The following is a 16,742-nucleotide window of genomic DNA, read 5'->3' on the forward strand; positions in this document are numbered from 1 at the left end:
CCCCGGGGCCCGGAGGCCGGGCCAGGGGTGCCCTGATCCTCGGTCAGTTCGGCGGCGGGACGGTGGTGCTCGGGGTGGGGAGCGTGGGGAGGCCGCCGGTGGGGCCGGGCGGGACGGCGGGGGAGGCGGGGGCGCTCGAGGGCGTCGGGGTGGGGGACGGGCGGGCGCCGCGGTCGGCGGGCGGGGTGGGCTCGGCGGCGGCCGAGGGGGCTGCGGGCGGCGCGGTGGACGGGGCGGCGGTCCCGGGGCAGTCGGGGGCCGCGGCGCCCTCGGAGAAGGCGGTCGTGGGGGACGGGTCGGGCGTGGCCGTGGCCGGAGGCGTGGGCGGCGCGGTCGAGGCGGTCGGGGTGGCCGAAGGCGGGGCGGACGGCGTGGGGGTGCCGCCGGTGGGGGTGCCGCGGCCGGGGGAGGGCGGTGCGGGAGCCCGGCCGGAAGAGGTGCCGGGCGGGCACTCGGGGGAGGCCGGGACGGCGGGACGGCTGCCGGGAGCCGCTGAGGAGCCGGTGGGTGGGGTCGTGGCCGGGGTGGACGGGGCGGACTTGGGCAGGGGTTCCCCGCCGGTCTCGCGGGGGCTGCCGACCGAGGTGATGCGGTCGATGGCCGCGGGGGAGGCGGTCACGGCCACGGCGGCCATGGTGACCGCGGCGGCGCCCGCCAGCAGCGGGCCCTTCCAGCCGCCGGTGAACCGCGACCACAGGCCCGGGCGGCGCGCCGCGGCGGTGCGCTCCCTGATGCGCTGCAGCCCGTCGGGCGCGGGCACGACCTGTTCGGCCTCCGCGTGCAGGGCCCCGCGGAGGCGGTCGGCGTGGAAGTCGCCGGGGGTCAAGATTGCTGCTCCAGGACGTTGCGGAGCGCGGCCATCCCGCGCGCCGTGTGGCTCTTCACCGCGCCGCGGCTGATGCCCATGGCGTCGGCGATCTGCGCTTCGGACAGGTCGGCGTAGTAACGCAGCACCAGCGCCTCCCGCTGCCGGGTGGGCAGGGTGTGCAAAGCCTTGATCACGGCGGCCCGCTCCAGCTCGATGATGGCGCCGGTCTCGGCGCTCTGCACGTCCGGCAGCCCCTTGGGCGCGTACTTCTCCACCACCGCGCGGTGCCGCAGCACCGAACGGGCGCGGTTGACCACGGACTGGCGCAGGTACGAGAGCGCCTTGTCGGGGTCGCGCAGCCGGCGGAAGGCGCCGTGCATGGCCACGAAGGCGTCCTGCACGACCTCCTCGGCGGTCGCCTGGTCGCGGACGAGCAGCGTCGCCAGCCGGACCAGGGGGCGGTACTGGCTGCCGTACAGCTCCGTCACCGCCCGGTCGGCGTCCCACGCCGCCATCGCGGACGGCGCCACCAGGAGGGTCTCGGTCACGTCGTTGGGACGTGCGCCTTCGTCCTCCGGTTTACCCCACCGCATCTGATCGTCCAGCCCCGGTCACTCCTCCACCCCCCTCCGGGCGGTCGGGGGACCGCCGGGAGCGGGGCGACCCCGTCGCGAAAGAACCGGGCGCAACCCCCTCGCGCCGACGGGCAGGGGGGTTCACGCCGCCAGGCCACCATAACCAGAGCGGGCCCCGCCGCGCGTGCGAGTGCGGCATCGGAGGGCTCCAAGATCTCGATAGCATGCCCCTGAAGACTCGGACGGAGGCGACGTGGACTGTCTGTTCTGCAAGATCATTGCCGGTGAGGTCCCCGCGGAGGTGGTCAGGGAGGGCGAGCGCACGCTGGCCTTCCGCGACATCAACCCGCAGGCCCCGGTGCACGTCCTGGTGGTCCCCAAGGACCACCACGAGAATTTCGCGGCGCTGTCGGCCGATCCGGAGGCGCTGGCGGAGCTGGCGGCCGAGGCGGGGCGGGTGGCCGAGGACGAGGGGGTCGCCGGCACGGGGTACCGGGTGATCTTCAATACCGGCGCGGGCGCCGGCCAGACGGTCTTCCACGTGCACGCCCACGTCCTGGGCGGCCGCGGTCTCAACTGGCCGCCCGGCTGAAAAAGGGGTCGGCGATCATGCACCGCCCTCGGTACCATGGGCCTCAGGGAACAAAGGATCCGCAGATCAGAGGGGCTCAGTGGCCGTTTCAGGCCGGCAGATGACCGAATCACAGAATTCCACCCAGAACGGTGCGCGCTCCCAGATCAAGATCGTGGTGCCCGACGAGCAGTCGATGGTGGCGCTGCTCGGGTCCCGCGACGAGCTGCTGGCCGTGATCGAGCGGGCCTTCAACAGCGACATCCACGTCCGCGGCAACGAGATCACCGTCACCGGCGGCTCCGAGCCGGAACTGGTGGCCAAGCTCTTCGGCGAGATGGTGACCCTGCTGCGCAGGGGCGCGACGCTGACCCCCGAGTCGGTGGAGCGCAGCGTGTCGATGCTGCGGGCCTCCGCCCGGCCCGCGGAGGTCCTCAGCCACGACATCCTCTCCTCCCGCGGCCGCACGATCCGCCCCAAGACCGTCAACCAGAAGCGCTACGTCGACGCGATCGACCAGCACACGGTCGTCTTCGGCATCGGCCCCGCCGGCACCGGCAAGACCTACCTGGCGATGGCCAAGGCCGTGAAGGCGCTGCAGGAGAAGAAGGTCAACCGGATCATCCTCACCCGCCCGGCGGTCGAGGCCGGCGAGCGGCTGGGCTTCCTGCCCGGCACGCTCTACGAGAAGATCGACCCGTACCTGCGCCCGCTGTACGACGCCCTGCACGACATGGTCGACCCGGGCTCGATCCCGCAGCTGATGCAGGCCGGGACGATCGAGGTGGCCCCGCTGGCCTACATGCGCGGCCGGACGCTGAACGACTCCTTCATCATCCTGGACGAGGCGCAGAACACGTCGCCCGAGCAGATGAAGATGTTCCTCACCCGGCTGGGCTTCGCCTCCAAGATCGTGGTCACCGGCGACGTGACGCAGGTGGACCTCCCGTCGGGCTCGCGCAGCGGCCTGGCGGTCGTCCAGGACATCCTGAAGGACGTCGACGACATCTACTTCTGCCGGCTGAGCAGCACCGACGTGGTGCGCCACCGGCTGGTCACCGACATCGTCGACGCCTACGAGCGCTACGACGCCGACCAACCCGCCGACCAGCGCCCCGCGCGGCGCGAACGGGGGCGAAGATGAGCATCGAGGTCCTCAACGAGTCCGGCGCCCCCGCCGACGAGGAGACCCTGGTCCGGGTGGCCCGGCACGTGCTGGACGGCATGCAGATCCACCCGCTGGCGGAGCTGTCGCTGCTGCTGGTGGACGAGGAGGCGATGCGGGAGCTCAACCTCAAGTGGATGGGCGAGGACAAGCCGACGGACGTGCTGGCCTTCCCGATGGACGAGCTGCGCCCCGGCCACCTGTCGGGCGGCTCGGAGGACGGCGAGGCCGATCCGGGCCTGCTGGGCGACGTGGTGCTGTGCCCGGCGGTGGCCGAGCGCCAGGCACGCCAGGCCGGCCACGGCACGCAGGACGAGCTGGAGCTGCTGTGCACCCACGGCATCCTGCACCTGCTGGGCTATGACCACGCCGAGCCGGAAGAGCACGCCGAGATGTTCGGCCTGCAGGCCAGGCTGCTGGAGAGCTGGCGGGAGTCGCGCTGAGCACCACCCAGCTGTGGATGATCGGGACCTCGGTCGCGCTGGTCGTCCTGGCCGGCCTGTTCGCCGGCATGGAGACCGCGCTGACCCGGGTGTCCCGGGTCCGGGTCGCCGAGCTGGACTCCCCCCGCCTGTCGGAGGTGGTGGCCGACCCGGCCCGCTACGTCAACCTGCTCCTGCTGCTGCGCACCTCGTGCGAGCTGGCCGCCACGGTGATCGTGGCGGACCTGTGCATCGGCTGGCTGGACGAGACGTGGCGCGCCTACGTCACCGCCGCGGTGATCATGATCCTGGCCAGCTACATCGTGGTGGGGGTCGGCCCGCGCACCCTGGCCATCCAGCACGCGGGCCGGGTGGCGCTGGTCGGCGCGCTGGTCATGCACCCGCTGGTGCGGGTGCTGGGCCCGCTGCCGCGGGTGCTGATCCTGCTGGGCAACGCCCTGACGCCCGGCAAGGGCTTTCGCGAGGGCCCGTTCGCCACCGAGGCCGAGCTGCGCGACCTGGTCGACCTGGCCGAGCAGCGCAGGCTGATCGAGCCGGACGAGCGGGAGATGATCCACTCGGTGTTCGAGCTGGGCGACACCCTGGTCCGCGAGGTCATGGTGCCGCGCACCGACATCGTGTTCATCGAGCGCGACAAGACCTTGCGCCAGTGCCTGTCGCTGTCGTTGCGCTCGGGGTTCTCCCGCATCCCGGTGACGGGCGAGAACGAGGACGACGTGGTGGGCGTGGCCTACCTCAAGGACGTCGTGCGGCGGCTGCACGAGACCCCGGCGCAGGAGACGGCGCGGGTCGGCGAGCTGATGCGCCCGGCGACGTACGTGCCGGACTCCAAGCCGATCGACGACCTGCTGCGCGAGATGCAGGCACGGCAGATCCACGTGGCGATCGTGATCGACGAGTACGGCGGGACGGCGGGACTGGTCACCATCGAGGACATCCTCGAGGAGATCGTCGGGGAGATCACCGACGAGTACGACAACGAGCTGCCCCGGGTGGAGACGCTGCCCGACGGCGGGCTGCGGGTCACCGCCCGGATGGGCGTGGAGGAGCTCGCCGAGCTGTGCGACGTGGAGATCGACGTCGAGGACGTGGAGACCGTCGGCGGGCTGCTGGCGCACGCGCTGGGCCGGGTGGCGATCGCCGGCTCCACCGCCGAGGTGGCGGGGCTGCGGCTGACGGCCGAGAGCCTGGCAGGGCGGCGCAACCGCATCGGCACCGTCCTGGTCGAGCGGCTGCCGCACCGGGAGTCTTCCGGCGCGGAGTGACGAGCCGCAGGATTGACGCGCCTCCTCCCGGGAACGATCTTCTTCGCCATCGGGAGGATTCGGGGGATTCCCATGAGGCGCATCGTTCGCGGAGCCCTGTTCGCCGCCGCGGCGGCCACGGCCGCCGCAGGGGCCGTGGCCGCCGGGTGCGGGCGGGACGCGCCGGAGAGGGCGGAGTTCCCGGCCGGGCTGGCCGCCGCCGTCCTCACGTCGCAGGACGTGCCGGGAGACCACCTGCCCGCCCAGGCCCAGCCGGCCTTCCGCGGGGTGCTCGCGCACGACCCGCCCTGCCGGAGGCTGCTGGCCCTGGCGGACGGGCACGGCCTGCGCGACGTGCCCCGCAGGGGGACGGCCTTCTACCGGCTCGATCCCGGGGTGACGCTCACCCAGCAGGTCTTCGACGCCGGTTCGAAACGGGCAGGGCTGACGCTGGAGGCGGCCCGCCGGGCGGCGGCCGGATGCACCGTGCTGCGCGCCAAGGTGGGCGGCGTCCAGCTGAACCTCCCCCGGACCCCGCTGAAGGCGCCGGGCCTGCCTCCCGCCGACACCCTGGCGGTGCGCTTCGCCGCGCAGGCCGGCTCCGGCCGCGAGCTGAGCTACGAGCTGATCATGCACCGCAACGGCGACGCGTTCCTGACCGTGGCCCAGCCCGGCGTCGTCGGGCCGGGCGCCCCGAGCGCGGCGGCCGCGGCGGCGGCCCGGGCAGCGGCCAGGCTGCCCGGAGCCTCTAAGCTGAACCCGTGAATCCCGAGGACGACAAGCTCATCAAGCTGGCCCGGTCCTCCCGCGCCCGCAACGGCGCCCCGGAGGGCGCCGCGGTGCGGGACGAGACCGGCCGCACCTACACCGCCACCACGGTGGCGCTGCCCCACCTGGACCTGACCGCGCTGCAGGTCGCCGTCGCGATGGCGGTGGCCAGCGGCGCCGAGGGCCTGGAGGCCGCGGTGGTCGTCACCGCCGGGGAACTGCCGGACATCGCCGCCGTCCGCGACCTGGGCCCCGCGGCCCCGGTCCTGGTGGCGGGCGCCGACGGAGTGGTGCACACCACCCTGTGACGGTCCGGACGCCGGGCCCGCACCGGGGTCCGGCGCACGGCGGTCGGGTCAGGTCCGCGGGTACGGGAGAATCGGAAGGTGACCACGCCAGAGTTCAGATCCGGATTCGCCTGTTTCGTCGGACGGCCCAACGTCGGCAAGTCCACCCTGATGAACGCTCTGGTGGGCACCAAGGTGGCCATCACCAGCAACCGGCCGCAGACCACGCGGCGGGCGATCCGCGGCATCGTGCACCGGCCGTCCGCGCAGCTGGTGATCGTCGACACGCCGGGCCTGCACCGGCCGCGCACCCTGCTGGGGGAGCGGCTGGACAGCCTGGTCCGCGGCACCCTCACCGAGGTCGACGTGATCGGGTTCTGCGTCCCGGCCGACGAGAAGGTCGGCGACGGCGACCGCTACATCGCGCGGGAGCTGGCCCAGGTGAAGGGCACGCCGGTCGTCGCGATCGTCACCAAGGCCGACAAGGTGGGCCCGCAGCAGCTGGCCGAGCAGCTCATGGCCGTGGACGCGCTGGGCGACTGGGCGGACATCGTGCCGGTCTCGGCGGTCGGCGGTCTCGGCGCGCAGACCGGCCAGGGCCGCGGCGGCCAGGCGGGCGGGCCGAGGCGGGGGCAGGCCGAGCAGGGCAGGGGCTCCGGCCGCACCCCGGAGAGGCCGGACCGGCCCGCGGGAGCCGGGCGGGGACCGGCCGAACCGGCACCCGGAGCCGCGGGGACCGGCTCGTACCAGCTCGACGTGGTCGCCGACCTGCTGGTCGGCCACCTTCCCGAGGGCCCGCCGCTGTACCCCGAGGGCGACCTCACCGACGAGCCGGAGCAGATCCTGGTCGCCGAGTTCGTCCGCGAGGCGGCCCTGGAGGGCGTGGAGCAGGAGGTGCCCCACTCCATCGCGGTGGTCGTCGACGAGATGGGCCTGCGGCCCGGCCGCGAGGACCTCACCGACATCTACGCCCATGTGTTCGTCGAGCGGCCCAGCCAGAAGGCGATCCTCATCGGCCGCAAGGGCGCGCGGCTGCGCGAGGTCGGCACCCGCGCCCGCCGGCAGATCGAGGCGATGCTGGGCACCCGCGTCTACCTCAACCTGCAGGTCAGCGTGGCCAAGGACTGGCAGCGCAACCCCAAGCAGCTGCGGCGGCTCGGCTTCTACGACTGAGGCTCAGCCCGCCAGGTCGGACTGCGCCGCCCGCTTGGGCAGCACGTCCACCGGCCCCCCGGCGCTCGGGGCGCGCCGGTAGAGCAGGACCCTGCCCCCCTTGTAGCGCCAGTCGCGGGCCTCCTCGAAGCCCGCCTCCCGCAGGACGCGCCGCTTGGCCCCGGCCGTCCAGTCGGAGCCGGGCAGGAACGGGACGCGGTTGGCCAGCAGCCAGACCCGGTCGGTCCCGGCCAGCGCCTCGGCGTACCCGGCGCGGGAGACCTCCCTGCCCTTGAGGTCGCCGGCGGCGACCGGGGTGGCGCGGCGCATGACGTCGTCCAGGCCCCGGTAGGCCGAGGGGTAGACCGACAGGGCGGGCCGCATGCGCACGTCGGTGAACAGGATGGCGTCGCCGGGCCGCTTGTGCTCGGCGACGATCTCGGCCAGGGCGCGCAGGTCGTCGACCCGCCCGTCCTGGCGGCGCTGGTCCAGGTGGACCGGGACGGTCGCCGCCGCGGCGGCCACGACCAGCGGCACCGCCAGCTTCCAGGAGAGGGTCTCCAGCCCGGCGGCGACGAGCAGCGCGGCGGCCGGGACGCAGTAGAGCAGGTACCGCTGCACGTAGTAGGGGCTGCCCACGAGGGAGACCCCGACCAGCAGCACCGGGGGCAGCACGAGCCAGGGCAGCGCGACCCGCAGCAGGGGCGAGGCGGGCCGGTACCGCCACAGGGCCAGGGCCAGCAGCAGGACGGCGGGGGCCAGCAGGAAGGGGCCCCAGCCCAGCGCCTGGGCCAGCCGCACCATGCCCTTGGCGGTGACCGGCTCGATCCAGCTGACCTGGTAGCGCTGGGTCTGGGCGAAGACCACCAGCGCCAGCAGCGGGACGAGCGCCGCGCCCGCGGCCGCGGCCCAGGCGCGCAGGGCGTCCCGGCGGGCGATCACGTGGGCGGGCAGGAGGAGCAGCGCGAACAGGTGGGTGTAGCCCAGCAGCACCACCGACACCGCGTACCAGGCCCAGCCCCTGCGGTCCTCGGCCCGCACCAGCAGCCAGGTGGCGAGCACGGCCAGCGCGGCGACCATGGCGTACTGCCGCGCCTCCTGGGCGTAGCGGCTGAGGAAGGGGGAGACGGCGACCAGCAGCCCGGCGGTGATCCCGAGCCGGGTGGTGGCGAGCCGCCGCCCGAGCGCGGTGGTGAGCCCGGCCGCCGCGGCGGCGGCCAGCGCCGAGGGCAGCCGCAGGGTGAGCTCGGAGACGCCGAACACCGTGGTGACCGGCCACATGAGCAGGTAGTAGAAGCCGTGGACGGCGTCGATCTCGCCGAGGACCCGCAGCAGCTGGGGCACGGTGCGCCCGGTCAGGTCGGCGGTGACCGCCTCGTCCCGCCAGAAGGAGGGCGCGGTCAGCCCCCAGCAGGCGACGGCGAGGGCCACCAGGGCGGTGAGCGCGGGCGGGCCGAGGCGGGAGCGGAACGCGGAGAGCGTGGGGTTCGTGAGCATGGGGAATCGGGGAAAGGGTAGCCGCTATACCTTTCGCAACAGATGTCCGGCACCGCAGGCCAGCAGCACCACCGAGCCGCCCAGGGCAAGGAACCAGCCGGCGGCCAGCCCGCCCCGGATGTCCAGCACGGCCTGGGCCAGCTGGGCGATGAGGTCGCTCTGCACCTGGTCCTGGTAGGACTGCACCTCCCGGACGAAGAGCAGGCAGGCGGCCGCGCCCAGGACGCCGGGGGCCAGCGCGGCCAGCCCGAGGGGCTTGCGGCCGGTGGCCAGGGCGGCCAGCGCCAGCGCGAGGCCGATCACCCCGGCGGCCAGGGCCAGGTAGCCAGGAGCGCTGCTCGTCTCGGGCAGCTCGTCCATGGCCGTCCAGCTCCGCGACTGGGCGGGGATCAGCAGGAACGCCTTCTGGGAGACCCAGACCCACGGCAGGAAGGGCGCGACGGCCACCGCGGCCGAGGCCAGGAGGCTCACCGCCGCCAGCACGCGGCGGGCCGGGGTGGCGGAAGCAGGGGCGGTGCGCGGATACCCTTGCTCGCCGGAACCCGGCGTGTATGGCGGAGTCATGGGTTGAAGGGTAGAAGGTCGCGTTTGCCCCCGCTAGCGTCTTCTCTCCATACCGTCCCCACGGACCCCGGGAGGTCGGTATGTTGACTTTTCAACCCTTCGGAAGGGGAAGCCGGTGTTTCTGGTCTTCGGTCTGACGGTCTGCTTCCGTACGATGGGCGAGGGCACTTTCCACTGCCCGTCCTGCGGCGGGGACCGCCGGTACCGGCGCCGCCGCGGCAAGCGCTGGGTGACCCTCTTCTTCCTGCCCGTCGTACCCCTCAAGGGTCTCGGCGAAGCGGTCGAATGCCGCTCCTGCCGCACCCGGTTCAACGTCTCGGTGCTGCGCCAGCCCACCGCCGCCGCCATGGCCGCGGCGCTGCCCGCCGCCATGCGCGCCGCCTGCTGCCTGGTGCTGCGGTCCGGCGACCCCGCCGGCGTCCCGGCCAGGATCCGCTCCGTGGACGCCGTGCGCGGCTACGGCGAGGAGGCCTACACCAGCGACGAGCTGGCCGAGGACCTGCAGCTGCCGGAGGCCTTCCACCGCGAGGAGATCGCGCGGGCCGGCGCCCACCTGGCCGTCGAGGCCAAGGAGTGGTTCCTCACCCAGGTGGTCCGGGTGGCCCTGGCCGACGGCCCGCTGAGCGAGGAGGAGCGCCGGGAGCTGCGCCGGGTGGCCGGGTCCCTGGGCATGAGCGCCGCCCACGCGCTGGGCGTGATCCTGGTGGCCGAGGGCGCGACGCGATGAGGACCGCCCTGGTCCGGGAACCCGGACCGAGGCGGGCCCGCGTCCAGCACGGGGCCTATGTCGACGCCCTGGCCGAGGCGGGTTTCGCGATCCGCCGGCTGGAGCCCGCCGGCGACCGCCCCGACACGGTGTTCGTCGAGGACACCGCCGTGGTGTGCGGGGACCGGGCGGTCCTAGCCAGCCCCGGCGAGCCCGGACGCGCCGCCGAGGTGTCCGGCACCGCCGAGGCGCTCGGGGAGCTGGGCCTGGAGGTCCTCACCCTGGACGGCGCGTGCGTCATGGAGGGCGGCGACGTCCTGCAGACGGCCGACGCCCTCTACATGGGGCGGTCAGCCCGCACGGACGACGAGGCGCTGTGCCTGCTGCCGCCGCTGCTGCCCGCCCGCCGCGTGGTCGTGGTCAAGGTGCTGGGCGCCCCGCACCTGCGGTCGGCGATGGCCGTGCTGCCGGACGGCTCGCTGCTGGGCGTCCCCGACCTCATCGACACCTCCGGCCTCCCCGGGCTGCGCGTGGCGCCCGAGCCGTCCGGCGCCGGGATGGTGGCGCTGGGCGGGGACCACCTCCTCCTGGCCGCCAGCGCCCCCCGCACCGCGGCGCTGCTGCGCGCGGACGGCTGGCGCGTCACGGCCGTCGACATCAGCGAGTTCGAGGCCCTCGACGGCACGGTGAACCGCCTCTCCCTCATCGTCTGAGCCGGCCGGCCCCCGCGTTCCGCCCGCCCGCGCCGCCGTCGGGCGCAAGCCGGCGCATGGCGGGTTCACCGTTTGTTCACACGGTGGTACTTCGGTAATGCGCAATTAACACGCGAACGTCTCCCCGGAAATAAGGTTCCCGCATTTTGTTGGACGACCAACGAAGCGGGGACCTTCGCGAGGAGAAGCAAGTTGCGTATTTCCCACTGGCGGAAAATGGCCGTCATGGCCACCGCCGCGGCACTGGTGCTCACCGCCTGCGGTGAGGGCGAGCAGGCCGAAAGCACCGCCGGCGGCGACACCATCAAGGTGGGCATCCTCCACTCGCTGAGCGGCACCATGGCCATCAGCGAGGTCACCGTCAAGAATTCCGAGCTCATGGCGATCGAGGAGATCAACGCCGCGGGAGGGCTGCTCGGCAAGAAGATCGAACCGGTGGTGGAGGACGGCGCCTCGGACTGGCCGACCTTCGCCGAGAAGGCGCGCAAGCTCATCAAGAGGGACGAGGTCGCCACCGTGTTCGGCGGCTGGACCTCGGCCAGCCGCAAGGCCATGCTCCCGGTCTTCGAGGCCGAGAAGGCGCTGCTGTGGTACCCGGTGCAGTACGAGGGGCTGGAGTCCTCGCCCTACATCTACTACACCGGCGCCACCACCAACCAGCAGATCATCCCCGGCCTGGACTACCTGAAGGACCAGGGCAAGAAGAAGATCTTCCTGGTCGGCAGCGACTACGTCTTCCCGCGCACCGCCAACAAGATCATCAAGGCCTACGCCGCGGCCAACGGCATGGAGGTGGTCGGCGAGGAGTACACCCCGCTCGGCCACACCGAGTACGGGACGCTGGTCAACAAGGTCATGTCGGCCGGGCCCGACGCGGTCTTCAACACCCTGAACGGCGACAGCAACGTCGCCTTCTTCAAGCAGTTCAAGGCCGCCGGCGGAACGGCGGAGAAACTGCCTGTCCTCTCGGTGAGCATCGCCGAGGAGGAAGTGGGCGGCATCGGCGTCGAGAACGTCGCGGGCCACCCGGTGGCGTGGAACTACTACCAGACCACCGACACCCCGGAGAACAAGGCCTTCGTCGAGGCGTACAAGGCCAAGTACGGCGCGGACAAGGTGACCTCCGACCCGATGGAGGCCGGTTACAACGCCGTCCACCTGTGGGCGGAGTCGGTGAAGAAGGCAGGGACCACCGAGGTCGAGGCGGTCAAGAAGGCGTCCGCCGGGGTCGAGCTGAAGCTGCCCGAGGGCCTGGTCACCATCGACGGCGAGAACCAGCACGTCCACAAGACCGCCCGGATCGGCGTGATCCAGCCCGACGGCCTGATCAAGGAGGTGTGGAGCTCCGAGGAGCCGATCAAGCCGGACCCCTACCTCAAGTCCTACCCCTGGGCCCAGGGCCTGTCCTGACGCCACCGGCGTCGCGGCCTGCGGCCGCCCCGCGCACGGGCGCGGGGCGGCCCCCCGCACGGCAAAGAAAGGAGGGGAGATGCTCGACCAACTGCCCGTCGGGCTCAGCATCGCGGGCGCGCTGCTGCTCATCGCGCTGGGCCTGACCTTCACCTTCGGCCAGATGGGCGTGATCAACATGGCCCACGGCGAGTTCATCATGGCCGGGGCCTACACCGCCTACCTGCTGCAGGACCTCGCCGCCGGCCAGGCGGTCCTGCTGGCCCTGCCGGTGGCCTTCGGCGTGGCCGGGCTCATGGGCCTGGTCCTGGAACGGCTGGCCATCCGCCGGTTCTACGGACGGCCGCTGGACACCCTGCTGCTCACCTGGGGCGTGAGCCTGGTGCTGCAGCAGCTCGCCCGCGACCTGTTCGGCGCGCCCAACGTCAACGTGACGGCGCCGGGATGGCTCGACGGCCGGCTCGAGCTCGCCGGGATGACCATCCCCTACACCCGCCTGTTCATCATGGCCCTGGCCGTCGCCTGCGTGGCCGCGATCTGGGGCTACATGAACCGCTCCAGGCAGGGCCGCCGGATGCGCGCGGTCATGCAGAACCGGGAGCTGGCCGCCTGCTCGGGGGTGGTCACCGAACGGGTGGACCAGCTCACCTTCTTCATCGGCTCCGGCCTGGCCGGCGTCGCGGGCGTCGCGCTGACCCTCATCGGCCCGATCGGTCCGACGCTGGGCACTAACTACATCGTCGACGCCTTCCTGGTCGTCGTCGCGGGCGGCCTCGGCCGGCTGCGCGGCGCCGTGCTGGCCGCGCTGGCGCTGGGCCTGCTCAACTCCTTCGTGGAGTTCTGGACCGACGCCAGCTTCGCCAAGGTCGTGGTGTTCGCCGCGATCGTGGCCTTCCTGCAGTTCCGTCCGCAGGGCATGTTCGTCCTGCGCTCCCGGGCGCTGACATGAGCGCCCTGACGCGGGGCAGGGCCCTGCTGACCGGAAGGTACCGCGGCCACGTGCTGTTCGCCTCGGTCGCGCTGCTGCTGCTCGCGATCGCCCCGGCCGCCCTCGACCCGTTCCGCCTCGGCCTGCTGGCCAAGTACCTGTGCTTCGCGATAGCCGCGCTGGGCATCGGGCTGGCCTGGGGCCAGGGCGGCATGATGACCCTCGGGCAGGGCGTGTTCTTCGGGCTCGGCGGCTACTCCATGGGCATGTACCTCAAGCTGAACGACGCCGGGGCCGAGGGCCTGCCGGACTTCATGGTCTGGAGCGGCGTCGAGGAGCTGCCCGCGCTGTGGGAGCCGTTCCGCAGCCCGTTCTTCGCGCTGGCCATGGTGGTGGTGCTGCCGGTCGCGGTCGCCTCGGTGCTGGGCCTGCTGGTCTTCCGCCAGCGGGTGCGCGGCGCCTACTTCGCCATCCTCAGCCAGGCGCTGGCCGCCGCGTTCGTGATCTGGCTGGTCGGCCAGCAGGGCCTCACCGGCGGCACCAACGGGCTGACCAACTTCTACGACGTGTTCGGCATGGACCCCGAGGACGAGAGCGCCCAGCGCGCCTTCTACTTCACGGTCGTGGCGGTGCTGGGCGCGCTTTACCTGCTCGCCCGCCAGCTGGTGCGCAGCCGTTTCGGCCGGCTGCTGGTGGCCATCCGGGACGGCGAGGACCGGGTGCGCTTCCTCGGCTACAACCCCGCCACGGTCAAGACGGTCACCTTCGCGGTGTCGGCGGCCATGGCGGGCATCGCCGGGGCGCTGTACGTGCCGGTCGTCGGGATCATCTCGCCCGCGCTGCTGGGCGTGGTGCCCTCGATCGAGCTGCTCGTCGCGGTGGCCATCGGCGGGCGCTTCTCGCTGGCCGGGGCGGTCCTCGGCGGCGTCCTGATGAACTGGGCGCACACCTCCCTGTCGGAGAACTGGCCCGAGGGCTGGACCTACCTGCAGGGCGGGCTGTTCATCCTGGTGATCATGCTGGCGCCCAAGGGCATCGCCGGCCTGGCGCGCCAGGCCGGCGACCTGCTGGCCCGGCGGCGCTCCGCCGGCGCGCCCGCCGCGCCGCCGGCCCCGGTCAAAGAGGAGGTCGCGGTATGAGCGGGCACCCCGAAGGACGGGCGGAGCAGGGGGGCGGCCTGCTGGAGATCAGGGACCTGATGGTCGTCTTCGACGGCTTCAAGGCGATCGACGGGGTGGACCTGACCGTGGGGGAGGGGGAGCTGCGCTTCCTCATCGGCCCCAACGGCGCGGGCAAGACCACGCTGATCGACGTGATCACCGGCCTGACCCGGCCGACGTCGGGGACGGTGACCTTCGCGGGCGCCTCGCTGGCCGGCCGCAAGGAGCACCAGATCGTCCGGCTGGGCATCGGCCGCACGTTCCAGACCTCGGTGGTGTTCGAGGAGCTGTCGGTCCTGGAGAACCTGGACCTGGCCGCCAGCTTCCGCCGCCCCCTGCCGAGCCTGCTGCGCCGCCGCAGGGGCGTCGCCGCCGAGGTGGCGGCCGCGCTGGAGACGATCGGCCTGCAGGACCTGGCGGACCGTCCGGCGGGGATCCTCTCGCACGGCCAGCGCCAGTGGCTGGAGATCGGCATGCTCATCGCCCAGGGGCCCCGGCTGCTCCTGCTGGACGAGCCGGTGGCGGGCATGAGCAAGGACGAGCGGGAGCGCACCGGCGAGCTCCTCACCGAGATCGCCCGGGACCACACCGTGATCGTCATCGAGCACGACATGGAGTTCCTGCGCCGCTACGCCTCGACCGTCACCGTCCTGCACGAGGGCTCGGTCCTGGTGGAGGGCGACGTCGCGGCGGTCCAGGCCGACCCGAGGGTCCAGGAGGTCTACCTGGGCCGCAAGAAGGAGGAGGCCGCCTGATGCTGAAGGTGAGCGGGCTCGAGGCGGCCTACGGCCGCGCCAGGGTGCTCTTCGGCGTGGACCTCGAGGTCGGCGCCGGGCAGCTGATGTGCGTGATGGGCCGCAACGGGGTCGGCAAGACCACCCTGCTGAACACGATCATGGGGGTGCTCGGCGCGGGCGCCGGCACCGTGGAGTTCGAGGGGCGGGACGTCACCCGGCTGAGGACCTACGAGCGGGTCAAGCTGGGCATGGGCTACGTCCCCCAGGGCCACGAGACCTTCCCGCAGCTCACGGTCGCCGAGAACCTCCAGGTCACCCTGGAGGCCTCCGGCCACCGGGACAGGGCGGCGGTGGACGAGGCGCTGGAGGCCTTCCCGCGGCTGGTGCCGCTGCTCAAGCGGCGGGCGGGGTTCCTGTCCGGCGGCCAGCAGCAGCAGCTCGCGATCGCCAGGGCGCTGGTGACGCGGCCGAAGATGCTGATCCTGGACGAGCCGACCGAGGGCATCCAGCCCAACATCGTGCTGGAGATCGAGGAGGCGATCGAGCGCCTGCACGGCACAGGGCTGGCGATCCTCCTGGTGGAGCAGTACCTGGAGCTGGCGCTGCGCCTGGCCGACCGGTTCGTCATCCTCGAGGGCGGGCACGTGGTGCACGCGGGCGAGGCGGGGGACCTGCGCGACGAGAAGGTGAGCCGCATGCTGGCCGTGTGAGCCGCCGGAAGGCGAAGGGGCGGCACCGGCCGGGCCGGTGCCGCCCCTCGCGCGCCGTTCAGTACGCGCGGGCCTTCAGCGACTTCATGATCAGCGGCCAGGCCAGCTTGTACTCGCGGTTCCAGTAGGCCCAGTTGTGCATGCCGTCGCCGTACAGGTGGGCGGTCACCGGGATCTTCATCGCCCGGAGCCGGTCGACCATCGACCGGGAGGTGACGCCGCAGATCTGCTCGCCGACGCCGCCGACCACCTGGTACTGCAGCGCCCCCGCCACGTTGCCCTGCTGCTCGAGCACGTCCGCGAACTTGGCGTCCAGCGGCCCGGCCTTGCCCGTGGTGCCGGAGGAGATGTACAGGCCGGTGCCGCGCAGGTTGCCCGCCAGGTAGTACGGGTCGTGCATCAGCCAGTTGTCGCGGTTGCGGACCGGGTCGCCCCACTTGATCTCGGGGCTGGTCTCGACGCTGGAGGTCATGTCGGCCAGGGCCATCAGCGTGGAGACGCCGGGCTTGGTCATGTGCAGGATGCCGCTGTAGGAGGCCGCGTAGCGGAAGAGGCCGCGGTGGCGCGCGGCGTAGGTGATCGCGCCCTGGCCGCCGGAGGAGATGCCCATGACCGCGCGGGACTTGCCGGCGCGGTAGTTGCGCTCCATCAGCTGGACGACCTCCTGGGTGTGGAAGGTCTCCCACTTGGGCGGGCCGCCCTTGCCGCCGTTGTACCAGTCGGTGAACCCCGCGCTGACGCCGCCTTCGGGCATGACCACGATCACGTCCCACTTGGCCGCGAGGTCGCGGATGTCGGTCATGACGTCCCAGCCCTGGTAGTCGCCCTCGCCTCCGCCGCCGTAGACGTAGAGGGTCGGCCAGGTGCGCCCGGCGTTCTTGCTCCAGCCGCGGGGCAGCAGGATGCGCGCCTTGGGCTGCATGAACGGGATGGACGGGGTGTTGATGGTGATGTCCAGAGTGCGCTCGCGCACCATCTGTTCGCCCACCACCGCGGCGCCGCCGTCTGCGGGGGCGGCGGCGGAGGCCGATCCGGGGCGCAGCACGGTGACCAGGCTGGAGAGGGCGACGGTCGAGATCGCGCCACGTCGGGTGATTGCATGCACGAGGCTGTCCCCTTGGACCTGTCTTTTTGGACACGATGATGGATAGCAGAACCTAGCGGAACATCCGTCTTTGGCGCTACTTGTCTCACTCTGTGTAACTTGGTGAAGCTGTGACCTCTGCCGACTCGCGACAAGTAGTTGACGCGAGTTGACACATCCACTTGTCTTCAACAATGGGACGCGGAAGATCAAACAACGG

General features: G+C 72.6%; 19 protein-coding genes. 14 read left to right on the forward strand and 5 right to left on the reverse strand.

Features of this window, described 5'->3' with window-relative positions; translation table 11 throughout:
• Window positions 1-43: 43 nt before the first annotated feature.
• Window positions 44-826, reverse strand: a complete 783-nt coding sequence (locus tag C2865_RS10820; RefSeq protein WP_106398212.1) for a hypothetical protein — start codon at window positions 824-826, stop codon at window positions 44-46.
• On the reverse strand, window positions 823-1,323 hold the full coding sequence (locus tag C2865_RS10825; RefSeq protein ID WP_232835571.1) for a SigE family RNA polymerase sigma factor: 501 nt from the start codon (window positions 1,321-1,323) through the stop codon (window positions 823-825). The genes C2865_RS10820 and C2865_RS10825 overlap by 4 nt, the downstream gene beginning before the upstream one ends.
• A 313-nt stretch (window positions 1,324-1,636) precedes the next feature.
• Between C2865_RS10825 and C2865_RS10830 the strand changes: the two genes are divergently transcribed.
• From C2865_RS10830 to C2865_RS40655, 7 genes are all read left to right on the forward strand, one after another.
• Complete coding sequence (locus tag C2865_RS10830; RefSeq protein ID WP_106398214.1) at window positions 1,637-1,975, forward strand: histidine triad nucleotide-binding protein; 339 nt, start codon at window positions 1,637-1,639, stop codon at window positions 1,973-1,975.
• Between the two features lie 100 nt (window positions 1,976-2,075).
• The gene (locus C2865_RS10835; protein ID WP_106398215.1) at window positions 2,076-3,098 is read left to right on the forward strand and encodes a PhoH family protein; all 1,023 of its coding nucleotides are present in this window, start codon (window positions 2,076-2,078) and stop codon (window positions 3,096-3,098) included.
• A complete protein-coding gene (gene ybeY, locus C2865_RS10840) occupies window positions 3,095-3,562 on the forward strand; it encodes an rRNA maturation RNase YbeY (RefSeq protein ID WP_106398216.1) in 468 nt (155 codons plus the stop codon). Before C2865_RS10835 ends, ybeY begins: the two co-directional genes overlap by 4 nt.
• 17 nt (window positions 3,563-3,579) lie before the next feature.
• Window positions 3,580-4,827: a hemolysin family protein gene (locus C2865_RS10845; RefSeq protein ID WP_106398217.1), complete on the forward strand. Its 1,248-nt coding sequence runs from the start codon at window positions 3,580-3,582 to the stop codon at window positions 4,825-4,827.
• 72 nt (window positions 4,828-4,899) lie between these two features.
• Window positions 4,900-5,571 (forward strand): hypothetical protein, encoded by a 672-nt coding sequence (locus C2865_RS10850; protein WP_106398218.1) that lies wholly within the window; start codon window positions 4,900-4,902, stop codon window positions 5,569-5,571.
• Window positions 5,568-5,882: a cytidine/deoxycytidylate deaminase family protein gene (locus tag C2865_RS10855; protein WP_106398219.1), complete on the forward strand. Its 315-nt coding sequence runs from the start codon at window positions 5,568-5,570 to the stop codon at window positions 5,880-5,882. The genes C2865_RS10850 and C2865_RS10855 overlap by 4 nt, the downstream gene beginning before the upstream one ends.
• Before the next feature lie 78 nt (window positions 5,883-5,960).
• A complete protein-coding gene (locus C2865_RS40655) occupies window positions 5,961-7,034 on the forward strand; it encodes a GTPase Era (protein WP_232835510.1) in 1,074 nt (357 codons plus the stop codon).
• A gap of 3 nt (window positions 7,035-7,037) precedes the next feature.
• Here the strand turns inward: C2865_RS40655 and C2865_RS10865 are convergent, their stop codons facing one another.
• Window positions 7,038-8,510 carry a glycosyltransferase family 39 protein gene (locus C2865_RS10865; protein ID WP_106398220.1) on the reverse strand — a complete coding sequence of 491 codons (1,473 nt, stop codon included), beginning with the start codon at window positions 8,508-8,510 and terminating at the stop codon, window positions 7,038-7,040.
• A gap of 24 nt (window positions 8,511-8,534) precedes the next feature.
• Entirely contained in the window at window positions 8,535-9,074 is a 540-nt protein-coding gene (locus C2865_RS10870) for a hypothetical protein (RefSeq protein WP_157963655.1), read from the reverse strand.
• 154 nt (window positions 9,075-9,228) lie between these two features.
• Between C2865_RS10870 and C2865_RS10875 the strand changes: the two genes are divergently transcribed.
• The 7 genes from C2865_RS10875 (at window position 9,229) to urtE (ending at window position 15,438) form a co-directional block, all read left to right on the forward strand.
• Entirely contained in the window at window positions 9,229-9,801 is a 573-nt protein-coding gene (locus C2865_RS10875) for a zinc-ribbon domain-containing protein (RefSeq protein ID WP_157963656.1), read from the forward strand.
• Window positions 9,798-10,493 (forward strand): dimethylarginine dimethylaminohydrolase family protein, encoded by a 696-nt coding sequence (locus tag C2865_RS10880; RefSeq protein ID WP_106398223.1) that lies wholly within the window; start codon window positions 9,798-9,800, stop codon window positions 10,491-10,493. The genes C2865_RS10875 and C2865_RS10880 overlap by 4 nt, the downstream gene beginning before the upstream one ends.
• Before the next feature lie 216 nt (window positions 10,494-10,709).
• On the forward strand, window positions 10,710-11,903 hold the full coding sequence (gene urtA, locus C2865_RS10885) for an urea ABC transporter substrate-binding protein (protein WP_106398224.1): 1,194 nt from the start codon (window positions 10,710-10,712) through the stop codon (window positions 11,901-11,903).
• A 79-nt stretch (window positions 11,904-11,982) separates the two neighbouring features.
• Complete coding sequence (gene urtB / locus C2865_RS10890) at window positions 11,983-12,852, forward strand: urea ABC transporter permease subunit UrtB (RefSeq protein WP_106398225.1); 870 nt, start codon at window positions 11,983-11,985, stop codon at window positions 12,850-12,852.
• The gene (gene urtC, locus C2865_RS10895) at window positions 12,849-13,970 is read left to right on the forward strand and encodes an urea ABC transporter permease subunit UrtC (protein WP_106398226.1); all 1,122 of its coding nucleotides are present in this window, start codon (window positions 12,849-12,851) and stop codon (window positions 13,968-13,970) included. Before urtB ends, urtC begins: the two co-directional genes overlap by 4 nt.
• Window positions 13,967-14,746, forward strand: a complete 780-nt coding sequence (urtD, locus tag C2865_RS10900; protein WP_106398227.1) for an urea ABC transporter ATP-binding protein UrtD — start codon at window positions 13,967-13,969, stop codon at window positions 14,744-14,746. Before urtC ends, urtD begins: the two co-directional genes overlap by 4 nt.
• A complete protein-coding gene (gene urtE / locus C2865_RS10905; protein ID WP_106398228.1) occupies window positions 14,746-15,438 on the forward strand; it encodes an urea ABC transporter ATP-binding subunit UrtE in 693 nt (230 codons plus the stop codon). The genes urtD and urtE overlap by 1 nt, the downstream gene beginning before the upstream one ends.
• A gap of 58 nt (window positions 15,439-15,496) precedes the next feature.
• Here the strand turns inward: urtE and C2865_RS10910 are convergent, their stop codons facing one another.
• Window positions 15,497-16,543, reverse strand: a complete 1,047-nt coding sequence (locus tag C2865_RS10910) for an alpha/beta hydrolase (RefSeq protein WP_106398229.1) — start codon at window positions 16,541-16,543, stop codon at window positions 15,497-15,499.
• Window positions 16,544-16,742 lie beyond the last annotated feature (199 nt).

This window comes from Actinocorallia populi, assembly GCF_002995495.1.
GTDB classification, from domain to species: Bacteria; Actinomycetota; Actinomycetes; order Streptosporangiales; family Streptosporangiaceae; genus Actinocorallia; species Actinocorallia populi.